At 66.8% G+C, this 16,185-nt stretch carries 14 protein-coding genes and 1 pseudogene; 10 read left to right on the forward strand and 5 right to left on the reverse strand.

Features of this window, described 5'->3' with window-relative positions; genetic code table 11:
• Positions 1-3 precede the first annotated feature (3 nt).
• From MNAB215_RS19940 to holA, 3 genes are read left to right on the forward strand one after another with little or no spacing between them, the layout of a single operon-like run.
• Positions 4-849, forward strand: a complete 846-nt coding sequence (locus tag MNAB215_RS19940; protein ID WP_077080340.1) for a ComEA family DNA-binding protein — start codon at positions 4-6, stop codon at positions 847-849.
• A 20-nt stretch (positions 850-869) separates the two neighbouring features.
• Positions 870-2,417, forward strand: a complete 1,548-nt coding sequence (locus MNAB215_RS19945) for a ComEC/Rec2 family competence protein (protein WP_077082175.1) — start codon at positions 870-872, stop codon at positions 2,415-2,417.
• Between the two features lie 30 nt (positions 2,418-2,447).
• Positions 2,448-3,404 (forward strand): DNA polymerase III subunit delta, encoded by a 957-nt coding sequence (gene holA, locus MNAB215_RS19950; protein WP_108637794.1) that lies wholly within the window; start codon positions 2,448-2,450, stop codon positions 3,402-3,404.
• Between the two features lie 12 nt (positions 3,405-3,416).
• Here the strand turns inward: holA and rpsT are convergent, their stop codons facing one another.
• On the reverse strand, positions 3,417-3,677 hold the full coding sequence (rpsT, locus tag MNAB215_RS19955; protein WP_077080342.1) for a 30S ribosomal protein S20: 261 nt from the start codon (positions 3,675-3,677) through the stop codon (positions 3,417-3,419).
• A gap of 142 nt (positions 3,678-3,819) precedes the next feature.
• On the opposite strand from rpsT, the gene MNAB215_RS19960 reads away from it, so the two are divergent.
• The 3 genes from MNAB215_RS19960 to MNAB215_RS19970 are packed head-to-tail and all read left to right on the forward strand — an operon-like array spanning position 3,820 to position 7,339.
• Complete coding sequence (locus MNAB215_RS19960) at positions 3,820-5,523, forward strand: circularly permuted type 2 ATP-grasp protein (RefSeq protein WP_077080343.1); 1,704 nt, start codon at positions 3,820-3,822, stop codon at positions 5,521-5,523.
• Complete coding sequence (locus tag MNAB215_RS19965; RefSeq protein WP_077080344.1) at positions 5,523-6,500, forward strand: alpha-E domain-containing protein; 978 nt, start codon at positions 5,523-5,525, stop codon at positions 6,498-6,500. Before MNAB215_RS19960 ends, MNAB215_RS19965 begins: the two co-directional genes overlap by 1 nt.
• Entirely contained in the window at positions 6,500-7,339 is an 840-nt protein-coding gene (locus MNAB215_RS19970) for a transglutaminase family protein (RefSeq protein WP_077080345.1), read from the forward strand. Before MNAB215_RS19965 ends, MNAB215_RS19970 begins: the two co-directional genes overlap by 1 nt.
• A 39-nt stretch (positions 7,340-7,378) precedes the next feature.
• Here the strand turns inward: MNAB215_RS19970 and MNAB215_RS19975 are convergent, their stop codons facing one another.
• Positions 7,379-8,215, reverse strand: coding sequence for a ribonuclease Z (locus MNAB215_RS19975; protein WP_077082176.1), 837 nt, complete (start codon positions 8,213-8,215; stop codon positions 7,379-7,381).
• Between the two features lie 214 nt (positions 8,216-8,429).
• Here MNAB215_RS19975 and MNAB215_RS19980 point away from each other — a divergent pair, with 214 nt between their 5' ends.
• Entirely contained in the window at positions 8,430-8,858 is a 429-nt protein-coding gene (locus MNAB215_RS19980; protein ID WP_077080346.1) for a CBS domain-containing protein, read from the forward strand.
• Positions 8,859-8,972: 114 nt separating this feature from the next.
• On the opposite strand, the gene MNAB215_RS19985 is transcribed toward MNAB215_RS19980, so the two are convergent.
• Positions 8,973-9,572, reverse strand: a complete 600-nt coding sequence (locus MNAB215_RS19985) for a type II toxin-antitoxin system PemK/MazF family toxin (protein WP_077080347.1) — start codon at positions 9,570-9,572, stop codon at positions 8,973-8,975.
• Between the two features lie 62 nt (positions 9,573-9,634).
• Between MNAB215_RS19985 and lepA the strand changes: the two are divergent.
• Positions 9,635-11,513 (forward strand): annotated as a pseudogene (lepA, locus tag MNAB215_RS19990) (translation elongation factor 4).
• A 17-nt stretch (positions 11,514-11,530) separates the two neighbouring features.
• Positions 11,531-12,241 carry a sensor domain-containing protein gene (locus tag MNAB215_RS19995; RefSeq protein ID WP_077080349.1) on the forward strand — a complete coding sequence of 237 codons (711 nt, stop codon included), beginning with the start codon at positions 11,531-11,533 and terminating at the stop codon, positions 12,239-12,241.
• A 32-nt stretch (positions 12,242-12,273) separates the two neighbouring features.
• Here MNAB215_RS19995 and MNAB215_RS20000 read toward each other — a convergent pair whose 3' ends face one another.
• Both MNAB215_RS20000 and MNAB215_RS20005 read right to left on the reverse strand, forming a co-directional pair.
• Complete coding sequence (locus MNAB215_RS20000) at positions 12,274-14,322, reverse strand: glycoside hydrolase family 15 protein (protein WP_077080350.1); 2,049 nt, start codon at positions 14,320-14,322, stop codon at positions 12,274-12,276.
• A gap of 65 nt (positions 14,323-14,387) precedes the next feature.
• Positions 14,388-15,620 carry an FAD-dependent oxidoreductase gene (locus MNAB215_RS20005; protein WP_077082177.1) on the reverse strand — a complete coding sequence of 411 codons (1,233 nt, stop codon included), beginning with the start codon at positions 15,618-15,620 and terminating at the stop codon, positions 14,388-14,390.
• 55 nt (positions 15,621-15,675) lie between these two features.
• Here MNAB215_RS20005 and MNAB215_RS20010 point away from each other — a divergent pair, with 55 nt between their 5' ends.
• Complete coding sequence (locus MNAB215_RS20010) at positions 15,676-15,870, forward strand: hypothetical protein (protein WP_077080351.1); 195 nt, start codon at positions 15,676-15,678, stop codon at positions 15,868-15,870.
• Positions 15,871-16,185 lie beyond the last annotated feature (315 nt).

Raw genomic sequence — 16,185 nt, forward strand, 5'->3', positions numbered from 1 at the left:
CGCATGCGAACAGAACTTCCCGCGGAGCGACTGCATCGACGACTCGGCGCCGAGCCGGATTCCGATTCGCACGACGACACCGGGCAAGCGGAGTCCGATCAGGACGCGCCGGACGAGGACCAGAACTCGCTGCTCCCGCGCTGGCTGCCCGACGTGGCTCAGGGCGGCGGCTGGCTTACCCGGATGCGCGCCGATCCGGGTCGTGCCGGTGCCATCGCACTCGCGGTGGTGGCCGTCCTGGCCGTGCTGATCACGGTATTCACGCTGGTGCGTGACCGCCCGGCGCCGGTGATGTCGGCGAGACTGCCGCCGGTCGAGAAGGCGGCCACCGCGAGCCCCCGGTCCTCGGCCAGCCCGGCCGCGGGCCCCGACCACCCGGTGGTGGTGAGCGTGGTCGGCTTGGTGCACGCCCCCGGGGTGGTCACCCTGGCACCAGGCGCGCGGATTGCCGACGCGCTGCAGGCCGCCGGCGGGGCGGTGGACGGCGCAGACACCATCGGGCTGAACATGGCCCGCCCACTCGACGACGGCGAACAGATCGTGGTCGGGCTTGCTCCCATCTCCGGGCAGCCCAGCGCGCTGGGCAGCTCCGTAACAGCCGGGACGCCATCCGCATCGAAGACGCCGCCACCGAGGTCAGGCTCGCCGAAGGCGGGTGGGGTAGTCGATCTCAACAGCGCGACTGTCGAACAGCTCGACGCCCTGCCCGGCGTCGGACCGGTCACGGCTGCCGCGATCGTGGCGTGGCGGCAGGCCCACGGCAAGTTCACCAGCGTCGACCAGCTCGCCGACGTCGAAGGCATCGGCCCGGCACGGCTGGACAAATTGCGTGCCCTGGTCCGTGTCTGACGCCGGTGGATCACCCCGGTGTGCCGGACGCGGCGCCGCGCCTCGACGTCCGCCTGGTCCCCGCCGCGCTCACCGCCTGGCTCGTCACGGCGGCGGGGATCGTGTGGCCGGTCGGCCGCCCGCTGGCGCTGTGCTGCGTTGCGTTGGTCGCCGCATCGGCTGCATTGGTGTGCCACCCGAGGTGCCGAAGCCCGCGGCGGCGGAGCGCCGCGGCCGGCCTGGTCGCGATCGGCGTCGTGGGCGCGGGGTTCGGTCTTGCCATCGCGCTGCGTGCCGACGCGGTCGCTCACCACCCGATCACCGCGGCGTTCGGGACGACCATTCCGGTGACGGTCACCCCGACCGAAAGCGCGCAGTCGCTGGGCCGGGGCCGGCTGATGTTCCGGGCGACGCTGCAGCGTCTGGACACCGACGAGGCATCTGGCCGGGTCGTCGTGTTCGCTCGCGCGACCGACTTCGGTGAGGTGATGGTCGGCCAGCCGGTGCGGTTCGCCGCCGGCATCAGCCGCCCGACGCGTCACGATCTGACGGTCGCGGTGCTCAACGCGGCCGGGCGGCCCACCACGGGGCGGGCCGGCGCGTTACAGCGAGCCGCGCAGACGGTGCGCGGCCGGTTCGCCGCCACCGCTCGCGAGGAGCTGCCCGCCGGTCAGGCCGCGGCATTGCCCGCCCTGGTTCTCGGCGACACGTCGGCACTCACCACCGAGACCAGCCGCGAATTTCGCGCGGCGGGAATGACGCACTTGACGGCGGTATCGGGGGCCAACGTCACGATCGTGTGTGCGTCCGTGTTGTGCTGCGCCCAATTGCTCGGCCGGCGAGCGGCGGTCCTGCTCGCCGCCGTGGCGCTGATCGCGTTCGTCATCGTCGTGCAACCGACCGCGAGTGTGTTGCGCGCGGCCGTGATGGGAGCCATCGCGCTGCTGGCGATGCTGTCGTCGCGGCGGCGGCAAGCGATTCCGGCGCTGTCGGCCACGGTGCTGATACTGCTGGGCATCGCTCCGCAGCTGGCCGTCGATGTCGGCTTCGCGTTGTCGGTGCTGGCGACGGCCGCGCTGGTCGTCATCGCCCCGGCCTGGTCACAGGGCCTGGCCCGGCGCGGCTGCCCCAAGCCGCTGGCGGATGGGCTTGCGGTCGCGGCCGCGGCACATCTGGTGACCGCCCCGTTAGTTGCCGGTATTTCGGGTCGCTTCAGCCTCGTCGCGCCGCTCGCCAATCTCGCCGTGGCCGCGGCGATCGCGCCGATCACCGTGCTGGGCAGCGCGGCGGCCGTGCTGTGCGTGCCGTGGCCTGCCGGTGCCCAGCTGTTGATTCGTTTCACCGGCCCCGAACTGTGGTGGGTGTTGGGTGTGGCGAAGTGGGCGGCAGCTATCCCGGTGGCGACCGTCCCGGTTCCCTCGGGCGTGCCCGGCGTGCTGCTGGTCGGTGCTGCCACCGTGTCGGCCCTGCTGCTGGCCAGGGTGTCGTGGCGGCACCGGTGGTTTCGCAGGGCGACCGGGTTGGCCGGCGCGGCCGTCGCGATGTGCCTGCTGGCGTGGTCGCTGTACGGACTCGTCGGCGCGGCGTGACACCATCGTGGGGTGAGCGAGGATTCGCCGTTGCACCTGGTCCTGGGAGACGAAGAGCTGCTGGTCGAGCGAGCCGTGGCCGAGGTGCTGCGGTCCGCCCGCCAGCGGTCGGGCGCCGACCCTGACGCGATCCCGGTCAACCGAATGCGCGCGGGCGACATCAGCACCTATGAGCTCGCCGAGTTGCTGAGCCCGTCGCTGTTCGCCGACGAGCGGATCGTCGTGCTGGAGGCCGCAGGCGAAGCGGGCAAGGAAGCCACAGCGATGATCGCGTCGGCGTGCACCGACATCCCCGCGGGCACCGTGCTGGTCATCGTGCACTCGGGCGGCGGCCGGGCCAAGGCGCTGGCCGGCGAGCTGCAGTCGCTGGGCGCCGTCGTGCATCCCTGTGCGCGAATCACCAAGCTCAGCGAACGTATCGACTTCATCCGCAAGGAGTTTCGCGCACTTCGGGTCAAAGTCGATGAGGAGACGGTGACTGCGATGCTGGACGCCGTCGGCTCCGACGTGCGCGAGCTCGCCGCGGCGTGTTCGCAGTTGGTTGCCGACACCGGCGGTGCCGTCGATGCGAAGGCGGTGCGCCGCTATCACAGCGGCAAAGCCGAGGTGAAGGGCTTCGACATCGCCGACAAGGCGGTGGCCGGCGACGTCGCTGGAGCCGCGGAGGCGTTGCGGTGGGCGATGATGCGCGGCGAGCCGCTGGTGGTGCTGGCCGACGCGCTGGCCGAAGCCGTGCACACGATCGGGCGGGTCGGCCCGCTGTCCGGTGACCCCTACCGGCTGGCCGGACAACTCGGGATGCCGCCGTGGCGGGTGCAGAAAGCCCAAAAACAGGCCCGGCGCTGGTCGCGTGATTCGGTTGCCGAGGCGATGAAGGTGGTGGCGGCACTGAACGCCGACGTCAAAGGCGCTGCCGCGGATGCTGACTACGCGCTGGAATCAGCGGTCAGGCATGTTGCCGAACTGGTGGCCGACGGCGGCCGATAGGGGCGGAGCGGCTTAGATCTTGTTGAGGGCGCGGGCCAGTGCGGACTTCTTGTTGGCGGCCTGGTTCTTGTGGATCACGCCCTTGCTGGCCGCCTTGTCCAGCTTGCGGTTGGTCGTGACCAGCAGCTCGGTGGCCTTTTCTTTGTCGCCACCGTCGGCGGCCTCGCGGAACGCGCGCACGGCGGTTCGCAGCGAGGACTTCACCGACTTGTTGCGCAAGCGAGCGCGCTCGTTCGTCTTGATACGCTTCTGCTGCGACTTGATGTTGGCCACAAAAATTCCTTCGTCTTTTCGCTGAATTGCTTAGGGCGCCCCACACCCAGTGCGAGTGCCCAGGTTAGCAGTCGGTTACGTTTTCTCCCAAAACGGGAACCCGTGGCCTGCCGTAACGTCAATTTGAGGCAGCATCTGACACGTGAGTCAACCTAACCAGCTGGAGAAAACCAAACGGGGATCCCGCGGTGCGAGGCGGTCGTTGGCGCGCTTTGAGCGAATCTTCGGCGGATACAACCTCACATCGGACGACTACGCGTTCGCCTTCGACGAGATGTTCGACAACCAGGGCAACGTCCGCGCCCCGTACAAAGGCATCTACGCCGAGCTTGCGCCGTCGGACGCCTCAGACCTCGAGGCCCGCTCCGAAGCGCTGGCCCGCGCTTTTATCGACCAGGGGATCACGTTCTCGCTGTCCGGTCAGGAGCGGCCGTTTCCCCTGGACTTGGTGCCACGGGTGATCTCGGCGGCCGACTGGAGCCGGCTGGAGCGCGGCATCATCCAGCGTGTCAAAGCCCTCGAGATGTACCTCGACGACATTTACGGCGACCAGGAAATCCTCAACGACGGCGTCATCCCGCGCCGGTTGATCACCTCGTGCGAACACTTTCACCGCGAGGCCGTAGGCATCATCCCGCCCAACGGGGTGCGCATCCACGTCGCCGGCATCGACTTGATCCGCGACGAGAAGGGCAACTTCCGGGTTCTCGAGGACAACCTGCGGTCGCCCTCGGGCGTGTCGTACGTGATGGAGAACCGGCGCACCATGGCGCGGGTTTTCCCGAACCTGTTCGCCTCCCACCGAGTGCGAGCCGTCGACGACTACGCCTCGCATCTGCTGCGGGCGCTGCGCAACTCCGCGGCCACCAACGAGGCCGACCCGACCGTGGTGGTGCTGACCCCCGGGGTCTACAACTCGGCGTATTTCGAGCATTCGCTGCTGGCCCGCCAGATGGGCGTCGAACTCGTCGAGGGTCGCGACCTGTTCTGCCGCGACAACCAGGTGTACATGCGCACCACCGAGGGGGAGCGCCAGGTCGACGTCATCTACCGACGCATCGACGACATATATCTGGACCCGCTGCAGTTCCGGGCCGACTCGGTGCTGGGGGTCGCGGGTCTAGTCAACGCCGCGCGCGCCGGCAACGTCGTGATCTCCAGCGCAATCGGCAACGGCGTCGGCGACGACAAACTCGTCTACACCTACGTGCCCACCATGATCGAGTACTACCTGGGCGAGAAGCCGTTGCTGGCCAACGTGGACACCTTCCGGTGCTGGCTGGACGACGAACGCGAAGAGGTACTCGATCGCGTCGACGAACTGGTGATCAAGCCCGTTGAGGGATCCGGCGGATACGGCATCGTGTTCGGGCCGGAAGCCTCCGAGAAAGAACTGGCTGCCGTTTCCAAGAAGATTCGCGACGATCCGCGCAGCTGGATCGCTCAGCCGATGATGGAACTGTCGACCGTGCCGACCCAGATCGGCAGCTCGCTGGCTCCCCGCTACGTCGACCTGCGGCCGTTCGCGGTCAACGACGGCGACGAGGTGTGGGTGCTGCCGGGCGGGCTGACCCGGGTGGCCCTGGTGGAGGGTTCGCGAGTGGTCAACTCCAGCCAGGGAGGCGGCTCCAAGGACACCTGGGTGCTGGCGTCGTCGCGCGCTTCGGCCGCCGATCGCGAGTTGGGCGCCGCCGAGGTCGTGCGTTCGCTGCCGAAATCCATGACGGATCCCGCGGCCGACGGCGCGCAGTCGAACGGCGAGCAGCCGCACGACGCTGCGCCCCCGAAAAAGCAGAAGCAGAAGCATCAACAAGAGCAACAGCAAAAACAGAGGGTGGTCCGCTGATGCTGGCCCGCAACGCAGAAGCGCTCTATTGGATCGGTCGCTATGTCGAGCGAGCCGACGACACGGCACGAATTCTGGATGTCGCATTGCACCAGCTGCTGGAGGATTCCAGCGTCGATCCCGACCACGCGTCCCGGGTGTTGTTGCAGGTGCTCGGTATTGAGCCTCCAGAGGACGAATTGGACGTCTGGTCGTTGACCGAGCTGGTGGCCTACAGGACCGACGATCGCGGTGGTAGTTCGATTGTCGAGGCGATTACGGCGGCACGGGAAAACGCGAAGTCCGCGCGGGAGGTGACGTCCAGCGAGATTTGGGAGTGCCTCAACACCACCTACAACGCACTGGGCGAACGCCAGCGCGCCGCCAAACGCCTTGGGCCACACGAGTTTTTGTCGTTCATCGAGGGACGCGCGGCGATGTTCGCCGGCCTGGCCGACTCGACGCTGTCCCGCGACGACGGATACCGCTTCATGTTGTTGGGCCGCGCGATCGAACGGGTCGACATGACGGTTCGGCTGCTGCTGTCGCGGGTGGGGGACAGCGCCTCCTCGCCTGCGTGGGTGACGCTGCTGCGTTCGGCCGGAGCCCATGACACCTACCTGCGCACCTATCGCGGGGTGCTGGACGCCGGGCGGGTGGTCGAGTTCATGATGCTCGACCGATTGTTTCCCCGATCGATTTTCTACTCGCTGAAACTGGCCGAACACAGCATCGAAGAGTTGGTGCGTAACCCGCAGAGCCGGGTGGGGGCCACCGTTGAAGCGCAGCGACTGCTCGGGCACGCCCGCAGTGAACTGGAATTCATGCCCCCCGGCGTACTGCTCGAGACGCTAGAGACGCGCTTGGCGGGCCTGCAGACGACGTGCTACGACGTCGGAGAAGCCTTGTCGCTGCAGTACTTCCACGTCACGCCGTGGGTGGCGTGGTCGGATGCCGGGCAGAGCGCACAGCTGATCGCGCGGAACGGAAAAACCTGATGTGGCGGCTGCGGGTGGTGCACACCACCGGATACGCCTACCAGTCGGCGGTCACCGCGTCCTACAACGAGGCCCGGCTGACCCCACAGTCTGACACCCGGCAAAACGTCATCCTCAATCGTGTGGAAACCATCCCGGCCACCCGGTCGTACCGCTTCAACGACTACTGGGGGACTGCCGTCACTGCGTTCGATCTGCACGCGCCGCACACCGATCTCACGGTGACGTCGTCATCGGTTGTCGAGACGGAACGGCCTGAACCGCCCGAGAGCGAGGTCGGTTGGGACGATCTGCAATCCGAGGCGGTGATCGATCGTTTCGACGAACTGCTGCGCCCGACCGCGCATACGCCGGCCAGCAAGCGCCTCAAGACCATCTCCAAGAAGCTCGCCAAGAATCTGGATCCCACCGAAGCCGTTGTCGCCACGGCCAAGTGGGTGCGCGAGGAACTGGACTACATGCCGGGGACAACCAGTGTGTACACGTCGGGCCTCGACGCGCTGAACGAAGGCAGGGGCGTCTGCCAGGACTTCGTGCATCTTTCGCTGATGATGTTGCGCGACATGGGCATTCCCGCGCGTTATGTGTCGGGATACCTGCATCCCAAGAAGAACGCCGTCGTCGGGGACACCGTGGACGGACGAAGCCACGCGTGGATTCAGGCCTGGACCGGCGGGTGGTGGAACTACGACCCCACCAACGACAGCGAAATCAACGAGCAATACGTCAGCGTCGGCGTCGGCCGCGACTACTCCGACGTGTCCCCGCTGAAGGGGATCTACTCGGGAGAAGGCGCCACCGACCTCGACGTGGTCGTGGAGGTCACCCGGCTCGCGTAGCGGGCTGACCGCCGAAGTCGTTGCAGTGCAATGGAATAACTACGGCTGGACTTCGACGCGGTGCAGATCGTCGCCGAGTTCGATACGCCCGCCGAATTCCGAGGCGGCCAGGGTGCGCCACTGTTCTTCTTGGCCGGGGACCAGCGCCGGGACGTAGTGCGTCATCACCAGGATGTCCGCACCCGCGCGGGCCGCGGTCGCCGCCGCTTGCTCTACGGACGAGTGGTAGTCGCAGATGTCCTGCAGCCGCTGCTGCGGAATGTTCGCGACGATGTCTTTGCGAATCACGGTGTGCACCAGCGCACCTGCCCCCGCCGCCAGCTCGTCCAGGCTGGCGCACGGCACCGTGTCCCCGGCGAGTACCGCTGAGGCGCCACCGGATTCGATCCGGAATCCGATGGTGGGTGCCACCGGCCGATGATCGGTGGGGGCGACGCGGATCGAGACGCCGTCGCGGTCCCATACCTGGCCTTCGGTGTATTCGTGGACCTCGATCGCCGGCGGGGCGTTGAGATCGTCGTGATGGGCCAGCCGGTAGCCGATGTCGTGGCTGAATGCCTTCAGCATCGCGTCGACGGTCTCCGCGGTGCCGGGCGGCCCGATGATCGGCAGCGGTGCGGGGTCGGGTGTGAAGGTGGTGATCCAGCGCGTGATCAACAGGTCGCCGAGTTCGGCGATGTGGTCGCTGTGCAAGTGGGTGAGCAGCAGCGCCGACAGCCCGCTGGCGCCCACGCCGACCGCGGCCGCCCGCTGCAGCACACCACGCCCGCAGTCGACCAGGAACACCTGACCGCCGGCCCGCACCAGAGTCGAGGGCCCGGCGCGATTCGGGTCGGGTATCGGGCTCCCGGTACCAAGCAACGTGATCTCGATCATGGCCACGATCCTGCCAAGCGGTGCCGCCGGATCGCAGCCGATTGGCCGACCGACATCTGCCGCCGGCCAAGATTTCACCGTCAGCGGCGCGCCGTGTTCGCGGGTAGACCTGGGGGTATGGCGCCTTTCGGCCGTGGCGTTGCCGTGGTGGCTTTCCCGGCACGCCAGTTAGCCGTAGCCTGTTGTGAAGCAGATCACAACGAGTGGAGGCTTGATGCGGATCGCGGACGTCTTGCGGAACAAGGGTGCGGCGGTAGTGACGATCAACCCCGAGGCCACGGTCGGGGAGCTGCTGGCCGGCCTCGCCGAACAAAATATCGGCGCCATGGTGGTGGTCGGCGACGAGGGTGTGGTCGGCATCGTCTCCGAGCGCGACGTCGTGCGCCAGCTGCACGCCCACGGCGCCAGCGTGCTCCACCGCCCGATTTCCACGATCATGACCACGATGGTGGCCACCTGCACCAAGTCCGACACGGTCGACGCCATCAGCGTGCTGATGACCACCAATCGGGTGCGTCACGTGCCGGTGCTCGACGGCAAGAAACTGATCGGCATCGTCAGCATCGGCGACGTAGTGAAGACCCGGATGGAGCAACTCGAAGCCGAGCAGGAGCAGCTGCACTCCTACATCACCCAGGGGTGAGCGCGGCCGCCTCCGCGGTCCCATTTGCCTGCCGAAATCCTGCCGAAATCGACGGTGGCGACGCCGTCCTCGGCGTGTCGCCGCGCTCATGTCGATGTCGGGCGCGCAAGGCGACTAACGCCAGGAATACTCGGCGCGCAGCCGGGCAGCCACCACGTCGAAGATTTCGCGTTCCAGCACGGCGCCCTCGCGCCGAATTCCCTCCTCGGGAACGTCGAGCACCCGGTCCAGCCGGACCCAGCTCCGCCGCCGTTCGTAGTCCCATTCCCCGGCACCGATTCCGACCCAGTCGGGATCGGTCTCGTGGCGCTCCTGGCTGGACACCATCAACCCCAACAGGACGCTGCGATCACGCCCCACGACCAGTACGGGGCGGTCTTTGCCCTTGGTGGGATCGTCTTCGTAGACCACCCAGGTCCAGACGATCTCCCCGGGATCGGCCCGGCCGTCGAGGTCCGGCGCGTAGACCACCTTGCGGGCTCGATGCGCGGTGGGAAAGCTGGTGCTGGTCACCGGTCGGCCCGCGGTGATCGCGGCGTGCTGTGGCGTGGCCGCGGCGATGACGTCGGCGGTGATCTTTACGGCTTGCTGGAGTTCTCGCAGCACGATTTGCGAGGTCTGCACGTGGCGGATGAGCCGGGGAGCCTTGTTGACGACCAGGTCCTCGGCGAACCGCTGGAACGTCTTCCACTGGGATTTCCGGGGCGACGCCATATTCGCAGCATAGACGCGAGCGACCCGCCAGGATTGGGTCCTGATGGCCGTGCACGGATACCCTGAGAGTTCGAAAACCGCCGCTTCCAGGAGATTCCCATCAGCAGTTTCGCCGACAAGACCTTCACTCCGCCGGCGCAGATTCGGAACTTCTGCATCATTGCCCACATCGACCACGGCAAGTCCACGCTGGCGGACCGGATGCTTCAGCTCACCGGCGTCGTCGCGGACCGGGACATGCGTGCCCAGTACCTGGACCGGATGGACATCGAGCGCGAGCGCGGCATCACGATCAAGGCGCAGAACGTGCGGTTGCCCTGGCGGGTGGGCGACACCGATTACGTGTTGCACCTGATCGACACCCCAGGGCACGTCGACTTCACCTACGAGGTGTCGCGCGCCCTGGAAGCCTGTGAGGGCGCGGTGTTGCTCGTCGACGCCGCGCAGGGCATCGAGGCGCAGACGCTGGCCAACCTCTATCTGGCGCTGGACCGCGACCTGCACATCATCCCGGTGCTCAACAAGATCGACCTGCCCGCCGCCGACCCGGAGCGCTACGCGGCCGAGATCGCTCACATCATCGGCTGTGAGCCCGGCGATGTGCTGCGGGTGTCCGGCAAGACCGGGGCGGGTGTCGCCGAACTGCTCGACCACGTGGTGGCTGAGGTGCCGCCGCCACAGGGCGACGCCGACGCGCCCACCCGCGCAATGATTTTCGACTCCGTCTACGACATCTACCGCGGCGTGGTCACCTACGTTCGCGTGGTGGACGGCAAGATCACCCCACGCGAGCGCATCCTGATGATGTCCACCGGCGCCGTCCACGAACTGCTCGAGGTCGGCATCGTCTCGCCCGAACCGAAACCCAGCGTGGGCCTCGGGGTCGGCGAGGTCGGCTACCTGATCACCGGCGTGAAGGATGTCCGCCAATCCAAGGTCGGGGACACCGTGACGACGGCTCGCAACGGCGCCAAGGACGCCCTCACGGGCTACCGCGAGCCGCGGCCGATGGTCTATTCGGGGCTCTATCCCGTCGACGGCTCCGACTACCCGGTTCTGCGCGACGCCCTGGACAAGCTGCAGCTCAACGACGCTGCCCTGACCTACGAGCCCGAAACGTCGGTGGCGCTGGGCTTCGGCTTCCGGTGCGGCTTTTTGGGCCTGCTGCACATGGAGATCACCCGTGAGCGCCTGGAGCGTGAATTCGACCTGGACCTGATCTCGACGTCGCCGAACGTCGTCTACCGGGTGATCAAAGAGGACGACAGCGAGATCGTGGTGACCAACCCGTCGGATTGGCCAGAAGGCAAGGTGCGCACGATTTACGAGCCCGTCGTCAAGACCACCGTCATCGCGCCCAGTGAGTTCATCGGCACCATCATGGAGCTCTGCCAGTCACGCCGCGGCGAGCTGGGTGGCATGGATTACCTGTCGCCCGAACGGGTGGAGCTGCGATACACAATGCCGTTGGGGGAGATCATCTTTGACTTCTTCGACTCGTTGAAGTCGCGCACCCGCGGCTATGCCAGCCTCGACTACGAGGAAGCGGGCGAGCAGGAGGCCCAGCTGGTGAAGGTCGACATCCTCCTTCAGGGCGAGGCCGTCGATGCGTTCAGCGCGATCGTGCACAAGGACGGGGCCGCGGCCTACGGCAACAAGATGACCACCAAACTCAAGGAACTCATCCCGCGCCAGCAGTTCGAGGTGCCCATTCAGGCTGCCATCGGATCGAAAATCATTGCCCGCGAGAACATTCGGGCAATTCGCAAGGACGTGCTGTCCAAGTGCTACGGCGGTGACATCACCCGTAAACGCAAACTTCTGGAAAAACAGAAGGAAGGCAAGAAGCGGATGAAAACCATTGGGCGCGTTGACGTACCACAGGAAGCATTCGTCGCCGCGTTGTCCACCGATACGGCGGGGGACAAGGGTAAGAAGTGAGACGCCGCCGGTGTCTCATGGCCGCGCTGGCGGCCGTGATCCTGGTCGGCGGGTGCGACGACATCGCCAGTGGCACAGCGCGGCCGGCGCCGGGCGCGGCACGTCCGGCCCTCAAACAGGTCTTGCTCGACGGCGCCGCGCTGACCAAGCTTCTCGGCCAGCCGTTCAAGGGTGTGCCGTTCTCCCCGCCGTCCTACGGCGGCAGCGAAAAGTTTGGAACCGCTTATGAATCGGCCACTCCCGCCGAGTGCGTCGGCGTCGTGTTCATGATGCAGAAGATCGCTTACCAGTCCGTCCCCGTGCAGAACGTCGCCGATGAGATGTGGACGAGCGACGATCACTCCTCCGTGAGGGTGGATTCCGTCGACGAGGGCGTGCTGTCGTTCCCCAGTTCCAAGGACGCCGCCGCGGCGTTCGCGAAGTTTTCCGCGCAATGGCAGGAATGCGACAGCACGACACTCAACGTTTCCTCCGTTACCTCCGCCAGCAACGTCATCTCCGACGTACGCATCGCGGATTCGGTTGTCGCGGCAAGCGTCGTGATGCATCCGCCCGAACACTCGATCCTGACGCCGGTACCGGTATCCCGCGCTCTCGGCGTGCGGGGCAATTATCTCGTCGAGGTCGCGGTGGACTTTTTCGGTAACGGCGACCCGTCGGCGCAGGGGTCCGCGGACATCAAGACCAGCGCCATCGACATTGTGCATGCCATGCTCGCGCTGAGCTGAGCGCTGGCCTGCTACATCTACATCGGCGCAATCTACATCGGCGCGTTGGCTGGCTGGAACATGCCGGACCCGTCGTACTCCTCCTCGGCGCGAATCACGTGCACCACCGCGTTGATCAGCGCCAGATGGGTGAACGCCTGCGGGAAGTTGCCCAAGTGCCGGCCGGTGCGTGGCTCGATCTCCTCGGCGTAGAGGTGTAGCGGGCTGGCGTAGGACAGCAGTCGCTCACACAGCCGCTTGGCGCGGGCTACCTCGCCGATCTCGACCAGCGCCGACACCAGCCAGAACGAGCAAATGGTGAAAGTGCCCTCCTCGCCGGACAGCCCGTCGTCGGTCTCCTCGACCCGGTAGCGCAGCACCAGGCCCTCCTCGGTGAGTTCGTTAGCGATCGCCAGCACCGTGTTGCGTACCCGCGGATCGTCGGGCGGCAGGAATCGGGTCAGGACCACGAGTAGCAGCGAGGCGTCCAGCGCGTCGCTGCCGTAGCGCTGGGTCAACACGCCGCGGGAGTCGACGCCGTGCTTGAGAATGTCGGCCTTGATCTCCTCGGCGACGGCCCGCCACTGCTGGGCATAGCTCTTCTCGCCTTGTCGCTCAGCGAGTTTCGAGCCGCGGTCCAGCGCCACCCAGCACATCACCTTCGACGAGGTGAAGTGCTGGGGCTCCCCGCGAACCTCCCAGATTCCGCGGTCGGGCTCACGCCAGTGCGCGATCGCCTCTTCGACCTGCTTCTTGAGCACCGGCCACAACGTCTCGGGGACCTGCTCGCGTGACTTGGCGTGCAGGTAGAACGAGTCCAGGATGGAACCCCAAATGTCATGCTGCACTTGGTCGAACGCGCCGTTGCCGATTCGCACCGGGCGGGCATGGTCGTAGCCGGAGAGGTGGTTGAGCTCCTCTTCGACCAGGCTGCGTTCGCCGCCCACGCCGTACATCACCTGCAGCGGATGACGCTCATTGCTGTTGGCGCCGGACACGTCGGCGATGAAGGCGAAGAAGTCGTCGGCCTCGCGGTCCAGCCCCAGCGTGTAAAGCCCCCACAACGCGAACGTCGAGTCACGCACCCAGGCGTAACGGTAGTCCCAATTGCGTTGGCCCCCAGGTGTTTCCGGGAGCGACGTGGTGGCCGCGGCCAAGAGCGCACCGGTGGGCGAATACGTCAGTCCCTTCAGCGTCAGCGCGCTGCGCTGCAGGTAGGCCCGCCAAGGGTGGTCGGGGAAGTTGCCGATGTTGATCCATTGCCGCCAACACTCGGTGGTTTGCCACATCTTGTCGGCGGCCTCCTCGTACGTCTGCGGCGCCGGGTGCTTGGTCCAACTCAGCGCGACGAACACGTCGTCGCCTTCTTTCATGCGGGTGCGTGCCCGCGCTTCACGGCCCTCGATCCCGATGCGCAGGTTGGTCGTCAGCTTCAGGGCCGGGTGGTCGTCGGGCGCCCTGCCCGCGCGGGCGGTCGCCTCGTTGTAGGCGTTCGCCGAGTACTCCCAGCAGGCGCTGTCGCGGTGGTAGTCGAACGCCGGTTCGCAGCTCATCATCAGCTCGACGGTGCCGCTGACGCAGCGGACCGTGCGCAGCAGGATGTGCTCGGCGTCCCAGTCCATCGGCGTGCGGCGGTGCGTCCTGGATCGGCGTTCGATGTCGTGCCACGGGCCCATCACCAGGGCGTCGCGCACGATCAGCCAGCCGGTGTGGGTCTGCCAAGTGGTCTCCATGATCAGGCTGCCCGGCAGGTAGCGGCGGGCCGACGGCACCGAGACGCCGTAGGGCCCCAACCGGAAGTGGCCGGCACTGCGGTCCAGCATCGCGCCGAACACGCTGGGCGAGTCCGGCCGCGGAACACACATCCACTCCACTGCGCCGGCGGGGGAGATCAGGCAGGTCGTCTCCCAGTCGGACAAGAATGCGTAATCGGCGATCGGGGGAAACGGATTGCGCAGCGGGCCGCCGGAGATAAAGGGTGCGGGTGCGCTGAAGTCGAGCGGCGACGCCAGGGACGAGTCGCGAGCCGTCAGCGGGACAGTTCCGAAGTCTTTCGGGCCGGCATCGGCGGGTCGGTCGGCGGGCTCAGCGTGCAGGACCATTCCGCCATCATCAACTCTCGGGGAGCCCGGCGTCCAGAGTTTGCCGAGGTGACGCCCCGGCCGGTCTATGACGCGCTGCGCCGGGCGAACTTCGGCGTGTGTTCCGAGAGCGGACCGATCGCCACCACGTAGGCGACCAGTCGCCGCAAGGCGGGCGACCCGATCGCCACTTGCGCGCCACGGGGCAGACCGGCGTCGCGTCCGGTCACCACCCCGGAGATGATCTGCTTGTGGATCATCCGTTGCAGGCCCTGCACGATCGCCGTGGGTATCCAGCGGCGCACCTGCACCCGGGCAAGTTCGCGACCCGATACCCGTCCGGCCCGAAGCGGGCCGGCCAGAATGCGTGCGGCGGCCACGGCATCGGCCACCGCCAAGTTGATGCCGACGCCGCCGACCGGCGACATGGCGTGTGCCGCGTCGCCAATGCACAACACGCCGTCGGAGTACCACCGGCGGAGCCGATTGAGTTGCACGTCAAGCAGTTTCACGTCGTCGAACGAGGTCAGCGTGTCAACCCGATCGGCGAGCCAGGGCACCAGTCCCACGACAACGCGGTGCAACGATTCGATGCCCTCGGCGCGCATTTCGGCGTCGGTTCCCTTGGGGATGATCGATGCGACCTGGTAGTAGTCACCGCGGTCGATCAGGATGATTCCGTGGCCGGACTCGAAGGTGCCGGCAAGTCCGCTCGGGTCGTCGGCATGGCGCGGCAACCGGAACCACCAGATGTCCATCGGGGCGCCGAAGGTACGCGTCTTGAGGCCAACCGCGGAGCGCACCGTCGACCCGCGACCGTCACACGCCACGGTCAGGGCGGCGCGCATTTGCTTGGTTTCGCCGCTCGATTCGCGGTAGGTGACGCCGACGACGCGGTCCCCCTCGCGCACCACACCGGTCACCTCGGTGCTGCGCATCAGCCGGAAGCTGGGTTCTGCCGCCGCGGCGGTGGCCAACAGCTCGAGGAAGTCCCATTGCGGAACCAGGGCGATGTGCTGATGGGCGCCCGGCAGGCGGGACAAATCGAGATCGACCGGTTGGCCCTGCATCTGCATGTGCATGGTCTCGATGAGACGACGATGCGGGAGCTGTGCGAATTGCGGCCCCAGACCGAGCTCATCAAGCAGCCGCAGAGTGCTGGCGTGCACGGTGTCGCCGCGGAAGTCGCGCAGAAAATCTGCGTGCTTTTCCATCACCGTGACTTTCACGCCGCCACGGGCCAAGAGCAGGGCTAACACCATGCCCGCCGGGCCTCCGCCGGCGACGAGACAGGTCGTTTCCTCGGTAGCAGTCGGCATCAGCCGATCCTGACACAGATTGGTTTCGCTGGCCGTGACGAATAGTGTGAAGACGATGAACGGGTTTCTCAATTGGTGGGACGGCAACGAGCTGTGGCTTTCCGGGCTCGCGTTCGTGCTGCAGGCCATGGTTGTGATGCCCGTCGTGTTGGCCGTGGCCTACTTCACCGCGGTGCTGCTGGACGCCGTCCTCGGTCGAGGCATCGCGTTGGTGCGCCGCGCCCGCCACGCTGACGGGGCGGCCGGGTAAGCCGTATGCCTCGGTCACATGTGACCCTGGTGCTCGTCTCGCTGGTGGTGCTGGTGCTCGTCGCCTGGCTGTTGACGCACTGACGATCGAGCCACGCCTGTTTGCCGGGTGGCCCGGTGGCGGGTCAGCGAATTCCTGTTAGGCTTCGCGCCATGCACATGGCATCCGCTGTCTTGGACTGTCATCTCTGCGTGCACTGTTGTCGCTGATTACCAACCCGTGCGTGGTCTGGTAAGGAGCAAGCGAATTCTCCTTGACGTCTTACATGCCATTCCGCAGCAACGGGAACCAGAATCCCTCAGTCCGGAAGGCCGC

The organism is Mycobacterium numidiamassiliense (assembly GCF_900157365.1).
GTDB lineage: Bacteria > Actinomycetota > Actinomycetes > Mycobacteriales > Mycobacteriaceae > Mycobacterium > Mycobacterium numidiamassiliense.